The organism is Lysobacter sp. A378 (assembly GCF_054052125.1).
This window is the reverse complement of sequence record NZ_JBSVRK010000002.1, coordinates 349,309-365,970: the sequence shown is the minus strand read 5'-3', so window position 1 is coordinate 365,970 and position 16,662 is coordinate 349,309. Positions and strand designations below refer to the sequence as shown.

The following is a 16,662-nucleotide window of genomic DNA, read 5'->3' as shown; positions in this document are numbered from 1 at the left end:
GACGTTCCCCCAAGGTCTTCAGCCGCGCGCCTCAACCGCACTGCGGAAGGAACCCACCGATCGCGATCCATCCAGCCCAAGGAGAACCATGTCCCGCAAACCCGCCCAGACCGCTACCAAACGCAACAACCCGTCGCACCTGTTCGCCTCGAACAAGCGCAAGAACCAGAACTCCAGCATGACCAGCGACACCATCGCCGACGACATCGCGGCCTTCAAGAAAAGCGGCGGCCGCATCGAGGTGCTCGGCACCACCCCGCTGCGCGCCAACATCCCGGCATTCCGCTCCCGCGGCAATGCCCAGCGCAAGCGCCCGGCCGCGGCCAAGCCCGCCGCCGCCAAAAAGGCCAACGGCTGACACGATCGCCGCGCCCACCAGCAGGGCAATAGTGCAATCCGTCTATCGCGCGCCGACGATCATCCAGCGGTCGTGACGGGCGCGCAAACCCAGCGTGACCAGCCGCGCGCCGAGAAAGCCGAAGACAAACGCTGCCATCAGCCAAGCCAGCCCCGCCGCACCCGGCGGCGCTGCCACCATGACGGCAGCGGCCAGCGGCACGAACACCGCCAGGTTGATGACGCCGGCGATGGCCAGGTAACGAAGGTCACCGGCGCCAATGAGAACCCCATCCAGCACCCACACGATGGCACCCAGCGGAACCGAGAGGCCGAGAATAATCAGGGTGGGCGGCAGCAATGACGAGACCTCCTCCGCATTGGTAAAAACGCGGCCCAGCACACCGCTGGTGGCAATCAGCAATACCCCGAGTACCACCCCCGCGAGCACGCCCCACTCCAGGCAGCGACGCAGGATCGCCTTGACGCTGGCGACATCGCCCGCCCCCAGGCTTCGACCCACCAATGCCTGGGCGGCAATCGCCAGCGCATCCAGCGCGAAGGCAAGCGTTGCGAAAATCGTCATCGCGACCTGGAAAGCCGCCAGCTGCGGAGACCCAAGGCCGGTCGCCACGTATACCGCCAGAACCATGGCGATGCGCATGGTGACTGTGCGCAGGAAGAGCCAACCACCCGAGGTCGCACCCAGCATGATCCCGGCGCGCTTGGGCCATACGCTGGCACCCTCACGCCTCGCGTGGCGGCCGATCACCACCAGGTAGACCACCGCCATCCCCCATTGCGCCACCACAGAACCGACGGCAGAGCCCGCAATGCCGTGGTCAAGGCCGTAGATGAACCAGTAATTGAGCACGATATTGGCGGCAAACCCCCCACCCGCCACGATCAACGGTGTGCGCGTGTCCTGCAGTCCGCGCAGCAGCCCGGTGCCGGCAAACACCAGCAGCATCGCCGGGATACCGGCCATCGAGATGCCCAGGTAGGTCGCCGCCGCAGCGTTAACGCCAGCGTCCGCACCGAATGCGGCCACCAAACCGGGCGTTGCTGCCCAACCCGCGCCCGCCAGGACGATGCCAAGGCCCAACGCGAACCACAATCCGTCGATGCCCACCGCCACCGCACGCCGTATGTCGCCGATGCCCAACCATCGGGCCACAGCAGGCGTGGTGCTGTAGGCGAGGAACACCATGAGGCCGATGATGGTTTGCAGAATGACGCTTGCCAGCCCGAGACCGGCCAATGGCACCTCGCCCAGATGCCCCACCATCGCCGAATCCGCCAGCAGGAACATCGGCTCGGCCACCAGCGCGCCAAACGCGGGAACGGCAAGGCGCAGGATCTCGCGATCCATCGGTTGACGGCTAAGGATTCGGATGTGCCACGCCTTGCATTTTGATCGGCCAGTTCGCGCCATCTTGGATTTTTTGGGTCATCTGGGCCAGTGCTACAGTGCCTTGCCTTCTTTAGCCATTGCGAAACGAGCCCCATGACGAAGACCCCCGCACCCTATCCGATCGGCACGCCAGGACAGCCCTGGGGCCCTGCCGAAGTGGCGACCTGGCTGTCTCAGCAGACTCCCAAGCGCAGTTACGAAACGGACGTGCTGAGCGTCATCGAAACCCTGAGGGCACGCTTCGACGTGGTGCAGTACGGCCAGCTTGACTACCACCCCGACAAATTCCCGCTGTTTGCGGTCAAGACCCGCAACTGGCGCGACGACCTCCCCTGCGCGCTGGTCACCGGCGGCGTGCACGGCTACGAAACCAGCGGCGTGCATGGCGCGTTGCAGTTTCTCGACCAACATGCCGCCAGCTATGAGGGCCGCGTCAACCTTGTCGTCGCCCCGTGCGTGAGCCCCTGGGCCTACGAGATGATCCACCGCTGGAACAAGGACGCGGTCGACCCGAACCGCTCGTTCCGCGACGACAGCCCGGCGCAGGAATCGGCCGCGCTCATGGGTCTGGTCGCGCCCTTCCGTGACCGCGTCCTGGTGCATGTCGACCTGCATGAAACCACCGATACCGACGAGTCCGAGTTTCGCCCGGCGCTGGCCGCCCGCGACGGCGTCAGCAGCGAACCGGGCGAGATCCCCGACGGCTTTTACCTGGTCGACGACAGCGAGAACCCGCAGCCCAAGTTCCAGCAGGCCGTGATCGATGCGGTAGCGAAAGTCACCCACATTGCACCGGCGGACAGCAACGGCGAGCTCATAGGCTCGCCCATGGTCGGCCCGGGCGTCATCGCCTACCCACTCAAGCAACTCGGCCTGTGCGCCAGCATCACCAACGCGCCGTACAAGACGACCACCGAGGTCTACCCCGACAGCCCACAGGCTACGGCGGCGCAATGCAACGCCGCGCAGGTGGCGGCGGTTCGTGCGGCGATCGATTTCGCGCTGGCACAGTAATTTTCGCCGAATTTAGGCGAACATAACTTCTTGTTCACAGACGTTTCTGTATGATGCGCCTTCTCTCCCCCTCTTGCCCGTATCGCTGGGCCATGTCGCACGCCTCAGCCGTGCAGGGGAAGGAAGCAAGCCATCGATCCGCGGTGGGCCGTCCACGCCCTTCGCCGAACGTCACGCCGTGGCGCGCCAGGTGCCTGCCACGGCGGACCCGCACAAGGAGTAGCAATGTCCAGCCAGAACGCCGTCAAATCCAATAATCCGTCACACCTGTTCGCTTCCAACAGCAGCAAGAACAAGAACCAGAACCGCAGCATCACCAGCGACCACATCGCCGACCAGCTCGCGGCATTCAAGAAAAGCGGCGGCCGCATCGAAGTCCTGGGCAATACGCCACTTCGAGCCAACGTCACCGCATTTCGGTCCAAGGGCAATTCCCCGGCCAAGACGCGTACCGCCGACAAGGCCGACAACAAGGCCACCGGCTGACTAGCGCCCGCCCTGCACTCCTACCCACTATCCAATCATGAAATCGACCACGATCACTGCCCTCTGGAGTCCGGCGGGTTGACGTAGGCATAGCTGGTGGCCACCGCCGGCCGGGCGTGCTTCGGAGACCTGGTGCTCGCCCAGGGCGGCTGGCAAGACTACGCGTTGTCCGACGGCAGCGGTCTCAACCGGAACAGGCCAGCTCACCTGGCATGTGGGACCTATGACCGGCGTCGAATATCGCTGTAATCGAACAGTGCATTGATCGCGCCGTAGTCCAGCCTCTCCGCATTACCGGAATCAGGCGTGCGATGCAGGAAGTCGGTTGCCAGACGCGCCGTATGGCTCAATGCGGAGATTGAAATAGACGCCCCGGCACTCAGCCGCCGCACCCCCAGCACTTGGAGTTCCCCGGCCGTTGGCAGCCCTGGGACCACCATCAGATTGAGCGGCAAGCCTGCGCCGGCCACTACTTCACCGATCTGGTCGACGGCGACCAGGCCCGGCACGAACAGCCCGTCGGCACCCGCATCCCGATAGCGCTTCGCGCGCAGCAGCGTTTCTTCGACGCGTCGATCTTCGCTGGCGAGACCACGCAAATAGACATCGGTACGCGCGTTGACGAACAGATCGACGCCACGTCCGGCGGCCACGCGCTTGATGCTTTCGATCTTGGCAACGAGCAGATCGGGATCGTCGACACCGTCCTCGATGTTGATACCGACGACGCCGGCATCGATCACCCGGCTGGCATGGTCGGCGACGGTCGCGGGATCGTTGGCGTAGCCGTCCTCGAAGTCGACGCTGAGCGGCACGCCAATCACGCGGGCGATGCTCGCGACCGTGTCGACCAAGCGCTGCATCGGCAGGTGGCTGCCATCGCGGTAGCCGTTCGCCCAGGCCACGCCGGCGCTGGTGGTGGCGATGGCCGTGGCACCGAGGCTCTCGATCAGGCGCGCACTGCCCGCGTCCCAGGCATTGGCCAGCAAGAGCAGGCCGTCGTTGTGCAAGTGACGGAAGGTGGCGGCATGGCGGGCGTGGGACATGACTGGCTCCGGGATCGATGCGGTGTCCATGAGGGTTGCATATCCGATAGAGCATGGCTCGCCGTTTTCGGACATGGTCGCCAGGGGCTGAAGAATCCTCCGGCACGGCCGATAGAACATGCGCACCGGCCCTTCGATCGGTCACGGATGCCCCATGTTCGACAGTTGGTCTCCAGGCAGCTTGCCTGGGACCGCGGGAAACGCGGCGGACTGGCTGTTGCCCATGGTGGAAGCCATGACCGTGCCGGTGGTGGCGGGCGCTACACCCACTGGTACGCGACGCTGACGCTGCGCTCTACCGCGCCAAGGCGCTGGTCCGCAACCCGGCGACTTCCTGAAGGTCGCCGAGGAGAGCGGCCTGATCACCGCGGCGGCCGCCGCCTCGATCACCGCCTGCGCCCGCACCGACACGATGATCAGGTCACCTTCTTGTAGATGGTCATGCCAAGCACGAACAATACAACCGCAATGATCACGGCGGCCCAGAACAGGAACTTGGCGATGCCGAAGGCGCCGCCGGCAACGCCACCGAAGCCCAGCACACCCGCAATGACGCCGATAATCGCAAAAATGATGGCCCACTTGATCATGACATTCGACCTCCAGAATCCATGTTTGAGCGTAGCGACGGCGTCGTCATCCGGGCGTGAGCGCGCAACCGCCGCATGACTAACGGCCGGCGTGCGTGGAAGCGCGGCCACCTAGACTTCAACCCTTCAATGTCGAGCCGACTCTTTGGGGAATGAAGTGATCAAGCGCTGCCTGCTGCCGATGTGCGTGTTGCTGATAGGCCTGGGAATCAACGCCGTCGCCGTGGCCCAGGAGCCGGTCGACCTGGACATGGTGAACCGCATCCGCCAGGAGGCGTTCCACCGTTCGCAGGTGATGGCGACCTTCAGCCACTTGACCGAAACCATCGGCCCGCGGCTCACCAATTCCCCGCAGATGGCCGAGGCCAATGCCTGGACCCGCGAGCAATTCACTCAATGGGGCCTGGCCGACGTCCACGACGAAGCCTTCGATGACTTCGGCCGCGGCTGGGAGTTCAGCAACGCCAGCGTGCAGATGCTCAGCCCGCGCACGCTGCCGCTGCATGCGTTGCCCGAGGCATGGACCCCGGGCACCGACGGCCCGGTCGACGGCGAGGTGGTGGCCGTCACCATCAAGAAGCTGGCCGATCTGGACAAGTACAAGGGAAAGCTGGCGGGCAAGATCCTGCTGCTGGATGAAGCACGCGACTACAAGCGCGGCGACAAGCCCGATTCGAGCCGACACGAGGACGACGATCTGGTCGAGCTGGAGATATTCGCTCTACCCAAGGACAAGGACGAGAAGGATCGCGACGAGCGGATCAAAAAGTACACCGAGCGCGTGGCGCTGAGCAAGGCCAGCAACAAGTTCTTCGTCGACGAAGGCGTGCTGGCCACCCTCAGCATCAGCGTCCGCGACAACGGCATCGTCCGTGCGACCGGCGGTGGCTCCCGCAAGGCCGGCGAATCGGTCGGCGTGCCGGCACTGGTGATGGTGGCCGAGCACTACAACCAGCTCGCGCGCGCGGCCGAGCGCGAGCAGCCGGTCAGGTTGCGGGTCAACGTAGAGGCGCGCTTCACCGACGAGGCCGACCAGCCCGGTTACAACACCATTGCCTCGATCCCGGGCAGCGGCCGCAAGGCCGATGAAATCGTGATGCTGGGTGCGCATATGGACTCGTGGCACACCGGAACCGGCGCGGCCGACAATGCGGCCGGCGTCGCGGTGATGATGGAGGCCATGCGCATCCTCAAAGCCGTCGACGCGAAGCCCAACCGCACCATCCGCGTCGCGTTGTGGAGCGGCGAGGAGCAAGGTCTGGTGGGGTCGCGGGCTTACGTCGCCGAGCATTTCGCCGCCTACCCCGAGCCCACCGACCCCGTGCAGAAAGCCCTGCCGTCGTCGCTGCGCGAGCCGACCGGCCCGCTACGGAAGACACGCGATTACGACCGTTTCTCCGCCTACTTCAACATGGACAATGGCTCGGGTCGCTTCCGCGGCATTTACGCGCAGGAAAACCTGGCGGCGGTGCCGATCTTCCAGGCCTGGCTGGCGCCATTCCACGATGTCGGCGCCACCACCGTGACCACTCGCAATACCGGCAGCACCGACCACGTGTCCTTCGATCACGTCGGCCTGCCCGGCTTCCAGTTCATCCAGGACCATCTGGACTACTTCAGCAATGCCCATCACACCGACCTGGACACCTGGGACCACGTCGAGCCGCAGGACCTGAAACAGGCCGCGGCCATCGTCGCGTCATTCGTTTACCACGCCGCCATGCGCGAGGACCGACTGCCACGCAAGCCACTGCTGGAGAACAACTAGTATCGTTGGGCCCAAGCACTCCGCGAGGGAATCAACCATGTATTTTCGCCTGTTTGTCATTGCCCTGCTGCTGTCTGCATGGACGCCCGCAGATGCGCAGCAGAAAAACCTGCGCGCGTACGGGATCACCATCGGGGTGCTGCAGCCGGGACAATGGAACGCCATCACCGACGTACCGGGCGTCGAGGTCGGCCACAAGACGCTGGTGCGCGGCGACGACGTCCGCACTGGCGTGACCGCGGTCCTGCCGCATGCCGGCAATATCTTCCAGGACAAAGTTCCCGCCGCCGTGTACGTGGGCAACGGATTCGGCAAGTTGGCCGGGACGACACAGATCGAGGAGCTCGGCACCCTCGAGACACCGATCATCCTGACCAATACCCTCAGCGTGCCGGTCGCGGCCGATGCGCTGATCGACCACGTATTTTCCTTCCCCGGCAACGACAACGTGCGCTCGGTCAACCCGGTGGTCGGGGAAACCAACGACGGCTATCTCAACGATATCCGCGGACGCCATGTCAGCAAGCGCGACGTGCTGGACGCGATCGCTTCGGCCGCCAGCGGTCCGGTCGCGCAAGGCAACGTCGGCGCTGGCACCGGCACGGTGACGTTCGGGTTCAAGGGCGGCATCGGCACGTCGTCGCGGAAGCTGCCCGACAACCTCGGTGGCCATACCGTGGGGGTCCTAGCGCAGACCAACTTCGGCGGCGTGTTGAGTGTTGACGGCGTGCAGATCGGCAAGTCGCTGGGCAAGTACTACCTGAGCGACGAGCTCAACGACTCGCCCGACGGCTCCTGCATGATCATCGTCGCCACCGACGCGCCGCTGGACGCGCGCAACCTGGAGCGATTGGCCAAGCGGGCGATGCTCGGTTTGGCCCGGACCGGCGGCATCGCCTCCAATGGCAGCGGCGACTACGTGATCGCGTTCTCGGCCAACGAATCGGTGCGCGTGCCCTACCAATCCGACAGCCCAGTACGCGCGGTCGCCGTCCTGCGCAACGACGCCATGTCGCCGCTGTTCATGGCCGCCATCGAAGCGACCGAGGAAGCCATCCTCAATTCGCTGTTCCACGCCGAGACCATGACCGGCCGCGACGGGCATGAGGTCGGTGCGTTGCCGGTCGACGAGGTGCTACAGATCATGGAGGCGCGCGGGTACCCGCTTTCGCGCTAATCGGTTACCCCCGCCAGACACCGGTGGCTGGGAAGCACAGACCTGCGTGATCGCGAGGTACCTGCAACAGCCGGCAGGCGATCAGCTGGCAAGGATCGATCAATGCGCTCCCGGCTTGTAACTCCCACCGATCGTCCGCGACGCGATGTTGATGCGGTTGAAGCTGTTGATCGCGACCACCAGCATCGTCAGGTCGACCAGTTCGGCCTCTTCGAACTGCTGGCGTGCCCCCTCGTACAGCGCATCGGATACCGCTTCGGGCGAGGCGAGTTTGGTCAACTCCTCGGCCCACGCCAGCGCGATCTGTTCGCGTTCGCTGTACACCTTCGTCTCGCGCCAGGCTGGCAGCATGTACAGGCGTTGCTCGGTCTCGCCGGCGGCCCGGGCGTCCTTGCTGTGCATGTCGAGGCAGTAGGCGCAGCCGTTGATCTGCGACACGCGCATCAACACCAGTTCGATCAACGCGGGCTCGAGCCGCCCGGCGGTTCGGATGCTCTGGTCGAGCGCGATCAGCGGCTGCAAGGCGGCGTAGTGGCGTTGCATCGAAAAACGGGTCATGGAAACACTCCTGCAATGAGCGGCCGGGATTGACCGTTTCAATGCAAGGACGTGGAGCCTCCCGGTTTCGTGACAGCCAGCAGCCGGGCCAGCTTGTCCGGGTGGCGCAGTGCGTGGATCGCGGTGATGCTCGCGCCATCGCACTCGACCCACATCGCCGCGAGCAGCGCGTCACCGTCGCGCAGGAACAGCGCCGGCGCGCCGTTGAGGGTGACCGACTCATAGCGCACGCCGGCACCGCCGAGGTTGCGCGCCAACTGCAGGTACAGTCGGGCGAGCCGGTCGGCGCCATGCAACGGACGCAACGTGGCGCGCGCGACGCCGCCGCCATCGCTGACGTGGACGGCATCCTCGGCAAACAGCGCGCGCAGCGAATCAAGCGTGGGTTCCTCCATCGCGACGATGAAGCGCTGCAGCAACCGTCGCTGCGCGGCCTCGTCGACATTAAAACGCGGGCGTCCCTCGCGCAGGCGCGCCTTGGCGCGGTGTACTCGCTGGCGGCAAGCATCTTCGCTGATCTCCAGGATCCCCGCCGCCTCGGCATGGCTGTAGTCGAACACTTCGCGCAACAGGAACGCCGCGCGCTCGTCCGGACTCAGACGCTCAAGCAGCAGCAGGAACGACAGCGTCAGCGACTCACCGCGTTCGAGCGTGGCATCCGGATGTTCGGTTTCCGGCACCAGTGGCTCGGGCAGCCACGGCCCGATGTAGTGCTCGCGCTCAGCCTTCGCGCGGCGCAGGCGGTCCAGCGCCAGCCGCGTGGTCACGGTGACAAGCCAGGCCTCGGGATCGTCGAGCGTGGCCAGGTCGTGCGCATGCAACCGCAACCAGGCGTCGTGCAGCACGTCCTCGGCATCGGCGGGCGTGCCGAGCATGCGGTAGGCCAGGCCGAAGAGGCGGGAGCGGTGGTGTTCAAACAGGTCGGTAGTGGGGTCCATGGGTTGATTCTCGGTCAACACATGGCCAGGACGCACGAATCGGTGCGCGTGCCCTACCAATCCGACAGCCCACTACGCGCGGTCGCCGTCCTGCGCAACGACGCCATGTCGCCGCTGTTCATGAAGAAGCGCGGATACCCGGTTACTCGACCGCGATAACACCCTTCATGACCGCCGAGTGGCCTGGAAAGCTGCAGAAGAACTCGTACGGTCCGTCGCCCTGCAGCTTGCTCACCGGGAAGCTCACCGAGGTGGTCTCACCACCACCGACCACGTCTGTGTGCGCGATGACGCGCTCATCGCCGGGTTTCAGGTAATCGGCATCCAGGCCGGCGCCCATGCCGTCGGCGGCAACCGCCTGCATGTCGGCGGCGGCAGTGATCACGACGTTATGGCCCATTGCGGCGACCGGCATCTGACCGGTGTGCTTCAGCGTGATCTTGAACTCGCTGCACGAGGCGGGAATGGTGATGGAGCCGACGTCGAACTGCATCGCGTCATTGCCCTCGATCACGGTCGCGCAGTCGCTGACCACGGCGGCAGGCTTGTCGCTGCCCGGCGCAGCCGCGGCCGAGGTCGGCGCTGCGCCGGCAGTCTCGGCCGGTGGCGGCGTGTTGGCCGGCGCGGTTTCCACCGCAGCAGGCGTATTGGCGGTGGTGTCGGCCGTGGTGTCGGTGGTGCTGGGCGCCTTGTCGCCGCAGGCCGCCAGAGCCAGTGCACAGGCGGCTGCCAGGAAGGTGATCCGGGTATTCATGTGGAGGCTCCGTCTGGTGAATTTGCCGCCCATTGTTCGACGCCTACCGTTGTCATGGGGTGAATCCCGACCGGTCCCGTTTCAGGGACGGCGGCCAAGGCCGCGCGATTGACAATGCCCGTGGCGCCTCGGAGCATGCAGCGTGCCCTTCACGGAGCATCACCACCATGTGTCGCGTTCTTGCGCTGTACCTGCTGCTGTTGCCATTACTGATGCCAATTGTGTCCGAAGCCCAGGAAGCCGACGCGGCTTCGGTGTCCACCACCACGGCCACGATGCCACCGCCTCCCGCCTGGCTGGGCGAACTGGATGCGTTGTACGACACCCGCGTCCGGGTGGCGGGCCTGGACGACCGGACGTTTTCGCCGGAGCAATGGTGGGATGTTGCCGGGCCGCTAGCGACGGAAGCGTGGGGCTTCCATACCGAGGAGGTCGGCCGCAGCGCGGAAGACCGACCCCTGCGCCACGTGTCATGGGGCCAAGGCGATACGCGCGTGCTGCTGTGGTCGCAGATGCACGGGGATGAAAGCACCGCGTCTATGGCGCTCGCCGACCTGTTCCGGCTCCTCGCCGAGCATCCGGAGCATCCACTGGTGCAGCGCCTGCACGAGGCCACTACGCTGCATTTCCTGCCGGTCATGAACCCCGATGGCGCTGCGCGCTTCCAACGCCGCAACGCGCAGGGAGTCGACGTCAACCGCGATGCACACGCACTGGTCTCCCCGGAAGCGCGTGTGCTACATGAGTTGCGCGAGCGCGTGCAGCCGCATTTCGGCTTCAACCTGCACGACCAGCGGGTGGGTTACCGCGTCGGCAAGTCCGACCGCGGAACCGCCGTGGCGCTGCTTGCGCCAGCCTTCAACAAAGCGGGTGACGTCAACGCCACCCGCGCGCAAGCCATGCAGGTCGCCGTGGCAATCCGCGCCGTGCTCGAGCCCTACATCGGCGGCCACATTGCCAAGTGGGACGACACCTTCAACCCGCGCGCGTTCGGCGACCTGACCGCCCAGGCCGGCGTGGCCACGGTGCTGATCGAGTCGGGCGGCATCGAGGGTGACCTGCAGAAGCAGCGCCTGCGCAAGTTGAACTTCCTCGCCCTGGTCGGCGCGCTCGACGCGATCGCCACCGGTTCGTACCACGGGCTGTCGCGTGCGCACTACGAGGACCTGCCCGAGAACGGCAAGGTCTGGCCGGACCTGCGGATCGCAGGCGGCACGCTGGCGTTACCCGGGCAACCGCAGGCGAAGGTCGACCTGCTGGTGGACTTCGAGCGCCCACTGCTCGAGCGCGGCGGCACCATCGCCGACGTCGGCGACATGGGCGACGCACGCGCGCGCCGCACGATCGATGCCTCCGGCCTGTACATCGTGCCGTTCGACCCACCCGGCGCCAACGCAGGGCGGGAATCAGGGATGCTCGCCCCGGACATGCCGGCGTACTTCCACCTCAGTCGCGATCCCCAGGGCCACGACGTCGTCTGGACGCTGGCGGGTGATGTGGATCCGGCATCACCGGAGCCCGCCGAGGGGCGTTGACACAGCGCATGCTCGTCCGCCGGGGCGCCCGCGCTTCAGGGACCACACGTCAGCGTGCCGTCGTAGATCCGCTCGGCGCCGTCGGCCCGCTGCACCTTGAGGGCGGCAACATGCTGCGTCGCCTCGTTGCCGGTGGGCCGTGAATCGCCGCGCTGGAGCTCCACCACAAGGCCCTTGCCGGACAGGGTGATGCCATCAGCCAGGTCGTTGAATCCACCCGCCCGGCCGTTGCCCAGCATCTCCACATACCCGTTGTTGTTCAGCACGCCACGGACCATCCCGTCGGGAACCACGTCCGCACGCGCCAGCAACAGCGTCCCGCCGTCGCCATCGGAAAAACTGCAGGCCAGCTCGCCTGGAAGATCAACGCCGTCCAACTGTTTCGTGTCCAACGGCAGCAATGTGATCTGCGATCCGTCGCCCCCAAGCGTCGGCCCTTCCGTGACCGGGGCCACCGGCGCGTCCGCTGTCGGCTGCACGTCCGGGGCGGTTTCGTCTGTGGCATGGTCCGCAACAACGGCGGCGTCATCGCTCGGACTGACAGCGTCGGGAGGACTGCGTTGGTCGCTGCAGGACGCGAGGACGGGCACGCACAGGCATAACAGGAGGAATGCATTTCTCAGGGGCATAAGGCAATTCCGCAAAAAGGAAGACAGGGTCAGCATGCACATCACGCCACAACGCAGGGTGACAAGCGCTCCGGGGGATCATCACCTCTTCATGCGCGCATGAACCACGGCAAGGGCGATGACCATGCACGGCAGCCACAGAATGGCGACGCCGAGCGCCCAGGGGATGGTCGATCCGGGGCGGAAGATCGCGCCGTGCGCGGACATGCAAACCAGCGACCACGTCCACCGGGTTTCGCCGGGCAGGCTGTAGACCTCCTCCAGCACGAACGGGTCGGGGAACCCGGCCGGGCAGGCCAGCGGTGCGGCATGGGCCATCGCGCCCGGCCAGACCACCCACAGGATGAGGACCAGGAACACGGCCGCCACCATCGACGCCGCTGCCGCCATCGCCGCGATCGCTGTCCAGGACGCCCGATCGGAAGGCGCGGGGCGCTTCACAGCGGCCTGCCCTCGGCGTCGTACTGCTGCGCTGCTGTGCCTCGACGCGGATCAGTAATACGGACCCAAAGGCGCGGGCCGGGTCTGCGCCCCTCGTCCGCCTTCGCGTTCACCGCGGGCTTGATTTCCACCGTCCCCAACTGGCCCTCGGCAAACCCGATCCGCGCACGGGCGTCGGCAACCAGCGTCGGCAGCCGATCCAGCGCCCGGAATTCGCCCAGCCGGAACCCGGACGGCGCGCCGGGCCGCGCCCTCACGGGCATGGGCTCACCCAGCCGGCCACTGGCATATCGATAGCGGTCCCAGTTGCCGGGTATGCGCGGGTCCGCGGCAACCAGGGCCAGATGATCCGGCGCAATCGAGATCGAGGCGAGGACGAGGGTGCCGGGCTCGGCTGACAGCCGGGCTGCAACTGCGGCCTCTGCCTCGCGCACCAGGAAGGGCTCGGCCCCCCCGCCGCGTTGGAGCGCCTCGGCGCGGATCTCCGCATGGTCCTGGCCGCCGATGCAGCCGGCCAAGGCCAGCGGCACGGCGAGGACCGCTGCCAGCCTGGCAGCGGTGGTTGCGATCAGTCTGGCCAACGTGACCGTGTGCATGGGCATTCCGCAGCATGGCCGCTCAATGTGACAGCTGCGCTGCAGGCGTTGCGGCCGCCATCGTCGTACAACTGCAAACTTTGGCAGCGAACATGGCCGTTTCCCCACGAGCCGACATGATGGAACTGGACGACGACATCCACGCGCAGATTGAAGCGCTCAGCGCCAACGGCGACGACCTCGCCGAGGCAGGCGACTTCACCTCCGCACTCGAGTGCTACTGGGCCGCGTGGGGGCTGCTGCCCGAGCCACAGCCCCAATGGGAAGCCGCCACCTGGCTCTTGGCCGCCATCGGCGACGCCAACTTCCAGTCGGGCGACTTCGAGGCCGGCCGCGACAACCTGAGCAGCGCCATGCACTGCCCGGACGCCATCGGCAACCCCTTCCTGCACTTGCGCCTTGGCCAGTGCCAACTGGAGCTGGGCGACGAGGAGCGCGCAGCCGACGAACTCGCACGCGCCTACCTGCTCGACCCCGAAATTTTCGAGGACGAGGACCCGATATACGGGGACTTCGTGCGGACACGGCTGCTGGGCAGCTGAAGGACCGCCCAATCAGATGGCCAGCTTTTGAACTGGCGCCATGCAATGTGGTGCCCTCGCCGACTACACCGGCACGACCGCTTAACACTCATCCGGCGATCCTCTTACGGTCCCTTCCCCACGGCCTCCCCATGACTAATCATCCCGAACTGGCCACCGCTCCCCGCGTCGACATCCAGCGCTACATGGGAACCTGGTACGAGCTGGCGCGCCTTCCCATGCGCCACGAGCCCGAAGACGCGACCGACATCTCCGCCACCTACACGCTGCAGGACAACGGCAAGGTGCGGGTGTGCAACCGCATGCGCCGCGACGGCGAGGTCGAGCAGGCCGATGGAGAGGCCACCGCCACCGACGACAGCGGCAGCAGGCTGGAAGTCAGCTTCCTGCCCGACGGCTTGCGCTGGATCCCGTTTACCAAAGGTGACTACTGGATCATAGCGCTCGAGCCCGACTACACCGTCGCACTGGTCGGCAGCCCGGACCGCAAGTACCTGTGGCTGCTCGCACGCGACCCGCAACTCGACGAGGCCGCGCGCAACCGCTACCTGTCGATCGCGCGGGCCCAGGGGTTTGACCTCACCGCGTTGATCCGCACACCACACACGGGCCGAGCCACGGCCTGATGTCGATCCCTGCCCTCGCCGTTCGTCGTATGTCAGAAGGGTCTGCACAGGCCCTCTTTCCACCACCCAACCCACGAGGCATATCGCTATGAAAACCAACCCCATCGTCTGGTTCGAGATCTACGTGCAGGACATGGCCCGCGCGCAGCGGTTCTACGAGGCCGTGCTGCAGGTGAAACTGGCACCGCTGGGCGACCCGAACGACACCGGGATGGAGATGAAGGCCTTCCCGGCGGAGATGGACCGCACGGGCGCGGGCGGCACGCTGGTGAAGATGGACGGCACCCCGTCCGGCGGCAACAGCACGCTGGTCTACTTCGACTCCGAAGACGTCGCCCTGGAGGAAAGCCGCGTCGAGGCTGCCGGCGGCCGCATCCAGCGCAAGAAGATGTCGATTGGCGAGTACGGTTTCATCTCGCTGGTATTTGATACCGAGGGCAACCTTTTCGGGTTGCACTCGATGAAGTAGCAGCAGGCGCTCCTCCTGCAGGAATTGGCGGATCCAGGGCTCCCGGGTCAACCATCCCGCCGCAACATCCGTCCTGCCCGTCCCACCGGCTCGCCATCCTCCAAGGCTGGCTGGCCGTTCACCAACACCAAGTCGAACCCTTCGGCCATCGCGGTCGGATTCACGTAGTCAGCGTGCGCCTGCACCTTGGCCGGATCGAACAGCACCAGGTCGGCCTTCGCTCCCGTGCGAATCACGCCGCGGTCGGTCAAGCCCAGAATCGAAGCCGCGAAGCCGCTAGCCTTGCGCACCGCTTCCTCCAGCGGCACTTGCGACGTGCCGACCACGAAATCCTCGATCCACTTGGCAAACGTGCCGGCGCCGCGCGGGTGGCTGCCACCGGGCGAGCCGTCGGACGCCACCGCCACCATCGGGTCCAGCAGCAGACGGTCCTGCAGCGCACGGTCCATCACGAAATGCGCGGCCTGGCCGCCACGGGGACCGATCTCCATCAGCGCGTCGGCGAACGGCAGGTCGCGCTGCGCGGCCACTTCGGCCAGCGTGTGCCCGGCATGCGGGCCGGTGCCAAACAGCAGCGCCGACGGGCCACCGCGCTTTTCCATGCGTTGTTGGAGGTAGGCGCGTAGCTCGTCGCGACGGGTCTGCAGCACGGTGGCGTAATCGGTCGGCGGCAGCGCCCACTCCGGGAACAGGATGCCGACGCCGGTGTAGCTGGCCTCGTACGGGTAGGCGTCGGCGGTCAGCGGCTGGTCAGGCCCACGCAGACTCTGCAAGAACGCGAGCAGCTCCTCTGCGGCGGGTTCACCCTTGCCGTAGACCATCTTCAGGTGCGAGACGTGGGCGCGCGCGGGACCGGCGGCCGTGACCAGCTCGCGGATGGAATCGCGCACGTCGTCGGCATCCTCGGACCGCATGTGGCTCATCGCCACGCCGTCATGGCGGGCGATCACCGGCCCCAGGCTGGTGAGCTCGCGCATTTCCGCGTAGCGGCCGGGCACGTACTCCAGCCCGGTGGACAGGCCGAAGGCCCCGGCACGCAGGTCATGCTCGAGGATCGCCTGCATCCGCGCCAACTGCGCGTCCGACGGCCGCCGCGTGCCGTCGTCGATGCCGGCGCGGCGGCGCAGCGCTCCATGGCCAGAGAGGGTCGCGATGTTGATGTCCGGTGTGGCGCGGCCCACTGCGTCCATCCATGACGACAGGCTGTCGGCGTTGGTGCCCTTGTCCGGCAGCGACGGACTGCCGCCGTCCTGGCCGAGCACCACGGTGGTCACGCCCATCGCGAGGTACGGCGTGTACGCCTCCTCCAGCGGGTCGCCGTGGGTGTGCAGGTCGATAAAGCCCGGCGCGAGGACGCGGCCGCCGCCTTCGATGACGCGCACACCGCGCAACTCACGGGCGGACAGCGTGCCGATGTGTTCGATGCGGTCGCCGCGGATGAGGACATCGGTGGCGCGACCGGGAGCACCGGTGCCGTCGACCAGGAGAGTGTCGCGGAAGAGCAAGCCGCCTGTCTGTGATGCGGGCTGCGCACCCACCACTGGCGGAACCGCCGCGTAGGCAGCCCCCGCGACCATTGCACCTAGTACCTCGCGCCTGGACCAACCCGGTTGCTGCATCGTCGCGTCTCCGCTGGAGTGAGTACGGGTCACATTAACGGAGCTGGGCGATCGGGTCACACCTTGGCCGCGCAACCTGCCATCACGTCAGTCGACCAAGGATCCGCCGGATACAATGCGGGTG

General features: G+C 66.3%; 19 protein-coding genes. 9 read left to right on the top strand and 10 right to left on the bottom strand.

All coding sequences use genetic code 11. The annotated features are described in order from the left end of the window. The first annotated feature begins 88 nt into the window (after positions 1-88). On the top strand, positions 89-358 hold the full coding sequence (locus ACW7G1_RS07645; RefSeq protein ID WP_456979164.1) for a hypothetical protein: 270 nt from the start codon (positions 89-91) through the stop codon (positions 356-358). 42 nt (positions 359-400) lie between these two features. Here ACW7G1_RS07645 and ACW7G1_RS07640 read toward each other — a convergent pair whose 3' ends face one another. Next, complete coding sequence (locus tag ACW7G1_RS07640; protein ID WP_456979163.1) at positions 401-1,708, bottom strand: MATE family efflux transporter; 1,308 nt, start codon at positions 1,706-1,708, stop codon at positions 401-403. 135 nt (positions 1,709-1,843) lie between these two features. Between ACW7G1_RS07640 and ACW7G1_RS07635 the strand changes: the two genes are divergently transcribed. Further along, positions 1,844-2,764: a M14 family metallopeptidase gene (locus ACW7G1_RS07635; protein ID WP_456979162.1), complete on the top strand. Its 921-nt coding sequence runs from the start codon at positions 1,844-1,846 to the stop codon at positions 2,762-2,764. Positions 2,765-2,989: 225 nt separating this feature from the next. Continuing rightward, positions 2,990-3,250 (top strand): hypothetical protein, encoded by a 261-nt coding sequence (locus ACW7G1_RS07630; protein ID WP_456979161.1) that lies wholly within the window; start codon positions 2,990-2,992, stop codon positions 3,248-3,250. 221 nt (positions 3,251-3,471) lie between these two features. Here the strand turns inward: ACW7G1_RS07630 and ACW7G1_RS07625 are convergent, their stop codons facing one another. Both ACW7G1_RS07625 and ACW7G1_RS07620 read right to left on the bottom strand, forming a co-directional pair. Further along, positions 3,472-4,296 carry an isocitrate lyase/PEP mutase family protein gene (locus ACW7G1_RS07625; protein WP_456979160.1) on the bottom strand — a complete coding sequence of 275 codons (825 nt, stop codon included), beginning with the start codon at positions 4,294-4,296 and terminating at the stop codon, positions 3,472-3,474. A gap of 416 nt (positions 4,297-4,712) precedes the next feature. Beyond that, complete coding sequence (locus tag ACW7G1_RS07620) at positions 4,713-4,886, bottom strand: DUF1328 family protein (protein WP_456979159.1); 174 nt, start codon at positions 4,884-4,886, stop codon at positions 4,713-4,715. A 181-nt stretch (positions 4,887-5,067) separates the two neighbouring features. Between ACW7G1_RS07620 and ACW7G1_RS07615 the strand changes: the two genes are divergently transcribed. Together ACW7G1_RS07615 and ACW7G1_RS07610 are read left to right on the top strand one after the other, a co-directional pair. Then, a complete protein-coding gene (locus tag ACW7G1_RS07615; RefSeq protein ID WP_456979868.1) occupies positions 5,068-6,654 on the top strand; it encodes a M20/M25/M40 family metallo-hydrolase in 1,587 nt (528 codons plus the stop codon). Between the two features lie 37 nt (positions 6,655-6,691). Continuing rightward, entirely contained in the window at positions 6,692-7,831 is a 1,140-nt protein-coding gene (locus ACW7G1_RS07610; RefSeq protein ID WP_456979158.1) for a DmpA family aminopeptidase, read from the top strand. A gap of 99 nt (positions 7,832-7,930) precedes the next feature. On the opposite strand, the gene ACW7G1_RS07605 is transcribed toward ACW7G1_RS07610, so the two are convergent. The 3 genes from ACW7G1_RS07605 to azu all read right to left on the bottom strand — a co-directional run bounded on the left by ACW7G1_RS07605 (position 7,931) and on the right by azu (position 10,081). After that, a complete protein-coding gene (locus tag ACW7G1_RS07605; RefSeq protein ID WP_456979157.1) occupies positions 7,931-8,389 on the bottom strand; it encodes a carboxymuconolactone decarboxylase family protein in 459 nt (152 codons plus the stop codon). A gap of 38 nt (positions 8,390-8,427) precedes the next feature. Continuing rightward, positions 8,428-9,327 (bottom strand): RNA polymerase sigma factor SigJ, encoded by a 900-nt coding sequence (sigJ, locus tag ACW7G1_RS07600; protein ID WP_456979156.1) that lies wholly within the window; start codon positions 9,325-9,327, stop codon positions 8,428-8,430. Positions 9,328-9,469: 142 nt separating this feature from the next. Then, positions 9,470-10,081, bottom strand: coding sequence for an azurin (azu, locus tag ACW7G1_RS07595; RefSeq protein WP_456979155.1), 612 nt, complete (start codon positions 10,079-10,081; stop codon positions 9,470-9,472). Positions 10,082-10,248: 167 nt separating this feature from the next. Between azu and ACW7G1_RS07590 the strand changes: the two genes are divergently transcribed. Further along, positions 10,249-11,616, top strand: a complete 1,368-nt coding sequence (locus ACW7G1_RS07590) for a M14 family zinc carboxypeptidase (protein WP_456979154.1) — start codon at positions 10,249-10,251, stop codon at positions 11,614-11,616. 35 nt (positions 11,617-11,651) lie between these two features. Here the strand turns inward: ACW7G1_RS07590 and ACW7G1_RS07585 are convergent, their stop codons facing one another. Genes ACW7G1_RS07585 through ACW7G1_RS07575 form a run of 3 tightly spaced genes read right to left on the bottom strand, consistent with a single transcriptional unit; the run spans position 11,652 to position 13,282 of the window. After that, positions 11,652-12,281: a hypothetical protein gene (locus ACW7G1_RS07585; RefSeq protein ID WP_456979153.1), complete on the bottom strand. Its 630-nt coding sequence runs from the start codon at positions 12,279-12,281 to the stop codon at positions 11,652-11,654. A 45-nt stretch (positions 12,282-12,326) separates the two neighbouring features. After that, the gene (locus ACW7G1_RS07580) at positions 12,327-12,686 is read right to left on the bottom strand and encodes a hypothetical protein (RefSeq protein WP_456979152.1); all 360 of its coding nucleotides are present in this window, start codon (positions 12,684-12,686) and stop codon (positions 12,327-12,329) included. After that, complete coding sequence (locus tag ACW7G1_RS07575) at positions 12,683-13,282, bottom strand: hypothetical protein (protein ID WP_456979151.1); 600 nt, start codon at positions 13,280-13,282, stop codon at positions 12,683-12,685. Before ACW7G1_RS07575 ends, ACW7G1_RS07580 begins: the two co-directional genes overlap by 4 nt. A gap of 92 nt (positions 13,283-13,374) precedes the next feature. Between ACW7G1_RS07575 and ACW7G1_RS07570 the strand changes: the two genes are divergently transcribed. The 3 genes from ACW7G1_RS07570 (at position 13,375) to ACW7G1_RS07560 (ending at position 14,919) form a co-directional block, all read left to right on the top strand. After that, complete coding sequence (locus ACW7G1_RS07570) at positions 13,375-13,824, top strand: tetratricopeptide repeat protein (protein ID WP_456979150.1); 450 nt, start codon at positions 13,375-13,377, stop codon at positions 13,822-13,824. Positions 13,825-13,955: 131 nt separating this feature from the next. Continuing rightward, positions 13,956-14,450 (top strand): lipocalin family protein, encoded by a 495-nt coding sequence (locus ACW7G1_RS07565; protein ID WP_456979149.1) that lies wholly within the window; start codon positions 13,956-13,958, stop codon positions 14,448-14,450. 88 nt (positions 14,451-14,538) lie between these two features. Continuing rightward, the gene (locus tag ACW7G1_RS07560; RefSeq protein WP_456979148.1) at positions 14,539-14,919 is read left to right on the top strand and encodes a VOC family protein; all 381 of its coding nucleotides are present in this window, start codon (positions 14,539-14,541) and stop codon (positions 14,917-14,919) included. Between the two features lie 47 nt (positions 14,920-14,966). Here ACW7G1_RS07560 and ACW7G1_RS07555 read toward each other — a convergent pair whose 3' ends face one another. Continuing rightward, positions 14,967-16,424 carry an N-acyl-D-amino-acid deacylase family protein gene (locus ACW7G1_RS07555; protein ID WP_456979147.1) on the bottom strand — a complete coding sequence of 486 codons (1,458 nt, stop codon included), beginning with the start codon at positions 16,422-16,424 and terminating at the stop codon, positions 14,967-14,969. Positions 16,425-16,662: the final 238 nt, after the last annotated feature.

Bases quoted from the DNA above. Each gene is read 5' to 3' on its own strand.
- ACW7G1_RS07645 (WP_456979164.1), top strand. From the start codon at position 89: ATGTCCCGCAAACCCGCCCAGACCGCTACCAAACGCAACAACCCGTCG.
- ACW7G1_RS07640 (WP_456979163.1), bottom strand. From the start codon at position 1,708: ATGGATCGCGAGATCCTGCGCCTTGCCGTTCCCGCGTTTGGCGCGCTG.
- ACW7G1_RS07635 (WP_456979162.1), top strand. From the start codon at position 1,844: ATGACGAAGACCCCCGCACCCTATCCGATCGGCACGCCAGGACAGCCC.
- ACW7G1_RS07630 (WP_456979161.1), top strand. From the start codon at position 2,990: ATGTCCAGCCAGAACGCCGTCAAATCCAATAATCCGTCACACCTGTTC.
- ACW7G1_RS07625 (WP_456979160.1), bottom strand. From the start codon at position 4,296: ATGTCCCACGCCCGCCATGCCGCCACCTTCCGTCACTTGCACAACGAC.
- ACW7G1_RS07620 (WP_456979159.1), bottom strand. From the start codon at position 4,886: ATGATCAAGTGGGCCATCATTTTTGCGATTATCGGCGTCATTGCGGGT.
- ACW7G1_RS07615 (WP_456979868.1), top strand. From the start codon at position 5,068: ATGTGCGTGTTGCTGATAGGCCTGGGAATCAACGCCGTCGCCGTGGCC.
- ACW7G1_RS07610 (WP_456979158.1), top strand. From the start codon at position 6,692: ATGTATTTTCGCCTGTTTGTCATTGCCCTGCTGCTGTCTGCATGGACG.
- ACW7G1_RS07605 (WP_456979157.1), bottom strand. From the start codon at position 8,389: ATGACCCGTTTTTCGATGCAACGCCACTACGCCGCCTTGCAGCCGCTG.
- sigJ (WP_456979156.1), bottom strand. From the start codon at position 9,327: ATGGACCCCACTACCGACCTGTTTGAACACCACCGCTCCCGCCTCTTC.
- azu (WP_456979155.1), bottom strand. From the start codon at position 10,081: ATGAATACCCGGATCACCTTCCTGGCAGCCGCCTGTGCACTGGCTCTG.
- ACW7G1_RS07590 (WP_456979154.1), top strand. From the start codon at position 10,249: ATGTGTCGCGTTCTTGCGCTGTACCTGCTGCTGTTGCCATTACTGATG.
- ACW7G1_RS07585 (WP_456979153.1), bottom strand. From the start codon at position 12,281: ATGCTGACCCTGTCTTCCTTTTTGCGGAATTGCCTTATGCCCCTGAGA.
- ACW7G1_RS07575 (WP_456979151.1), bottom strand. From the start codon at position 13,282: ATGCACACGGTCACGTTGGCCAGACTGATCGCAACCACCGCTGCCAGG.
- ACW7G1_RS07570 (WP_456979150.1), top strand. From the start codon at position 13,375: ATGGCCGTTTCCCCACGAGCCGACATGATGGAACTGGACGACGACATC.
- ACW7G1_RS07565 (WP_456979149.1), top strand. From the start codon at position 13,956: ATGACTAATCATCCCGAACTGGCCACCGCTCCCCGCGTCGACATCCAG.
- ACW7G1_RS07560 (WP_456979148.1), top strand. From the start codon at position 14,539: ATGAAAACCAACCCCATCGTCTGGTTCGAGATCTACGTGCAGGACATG.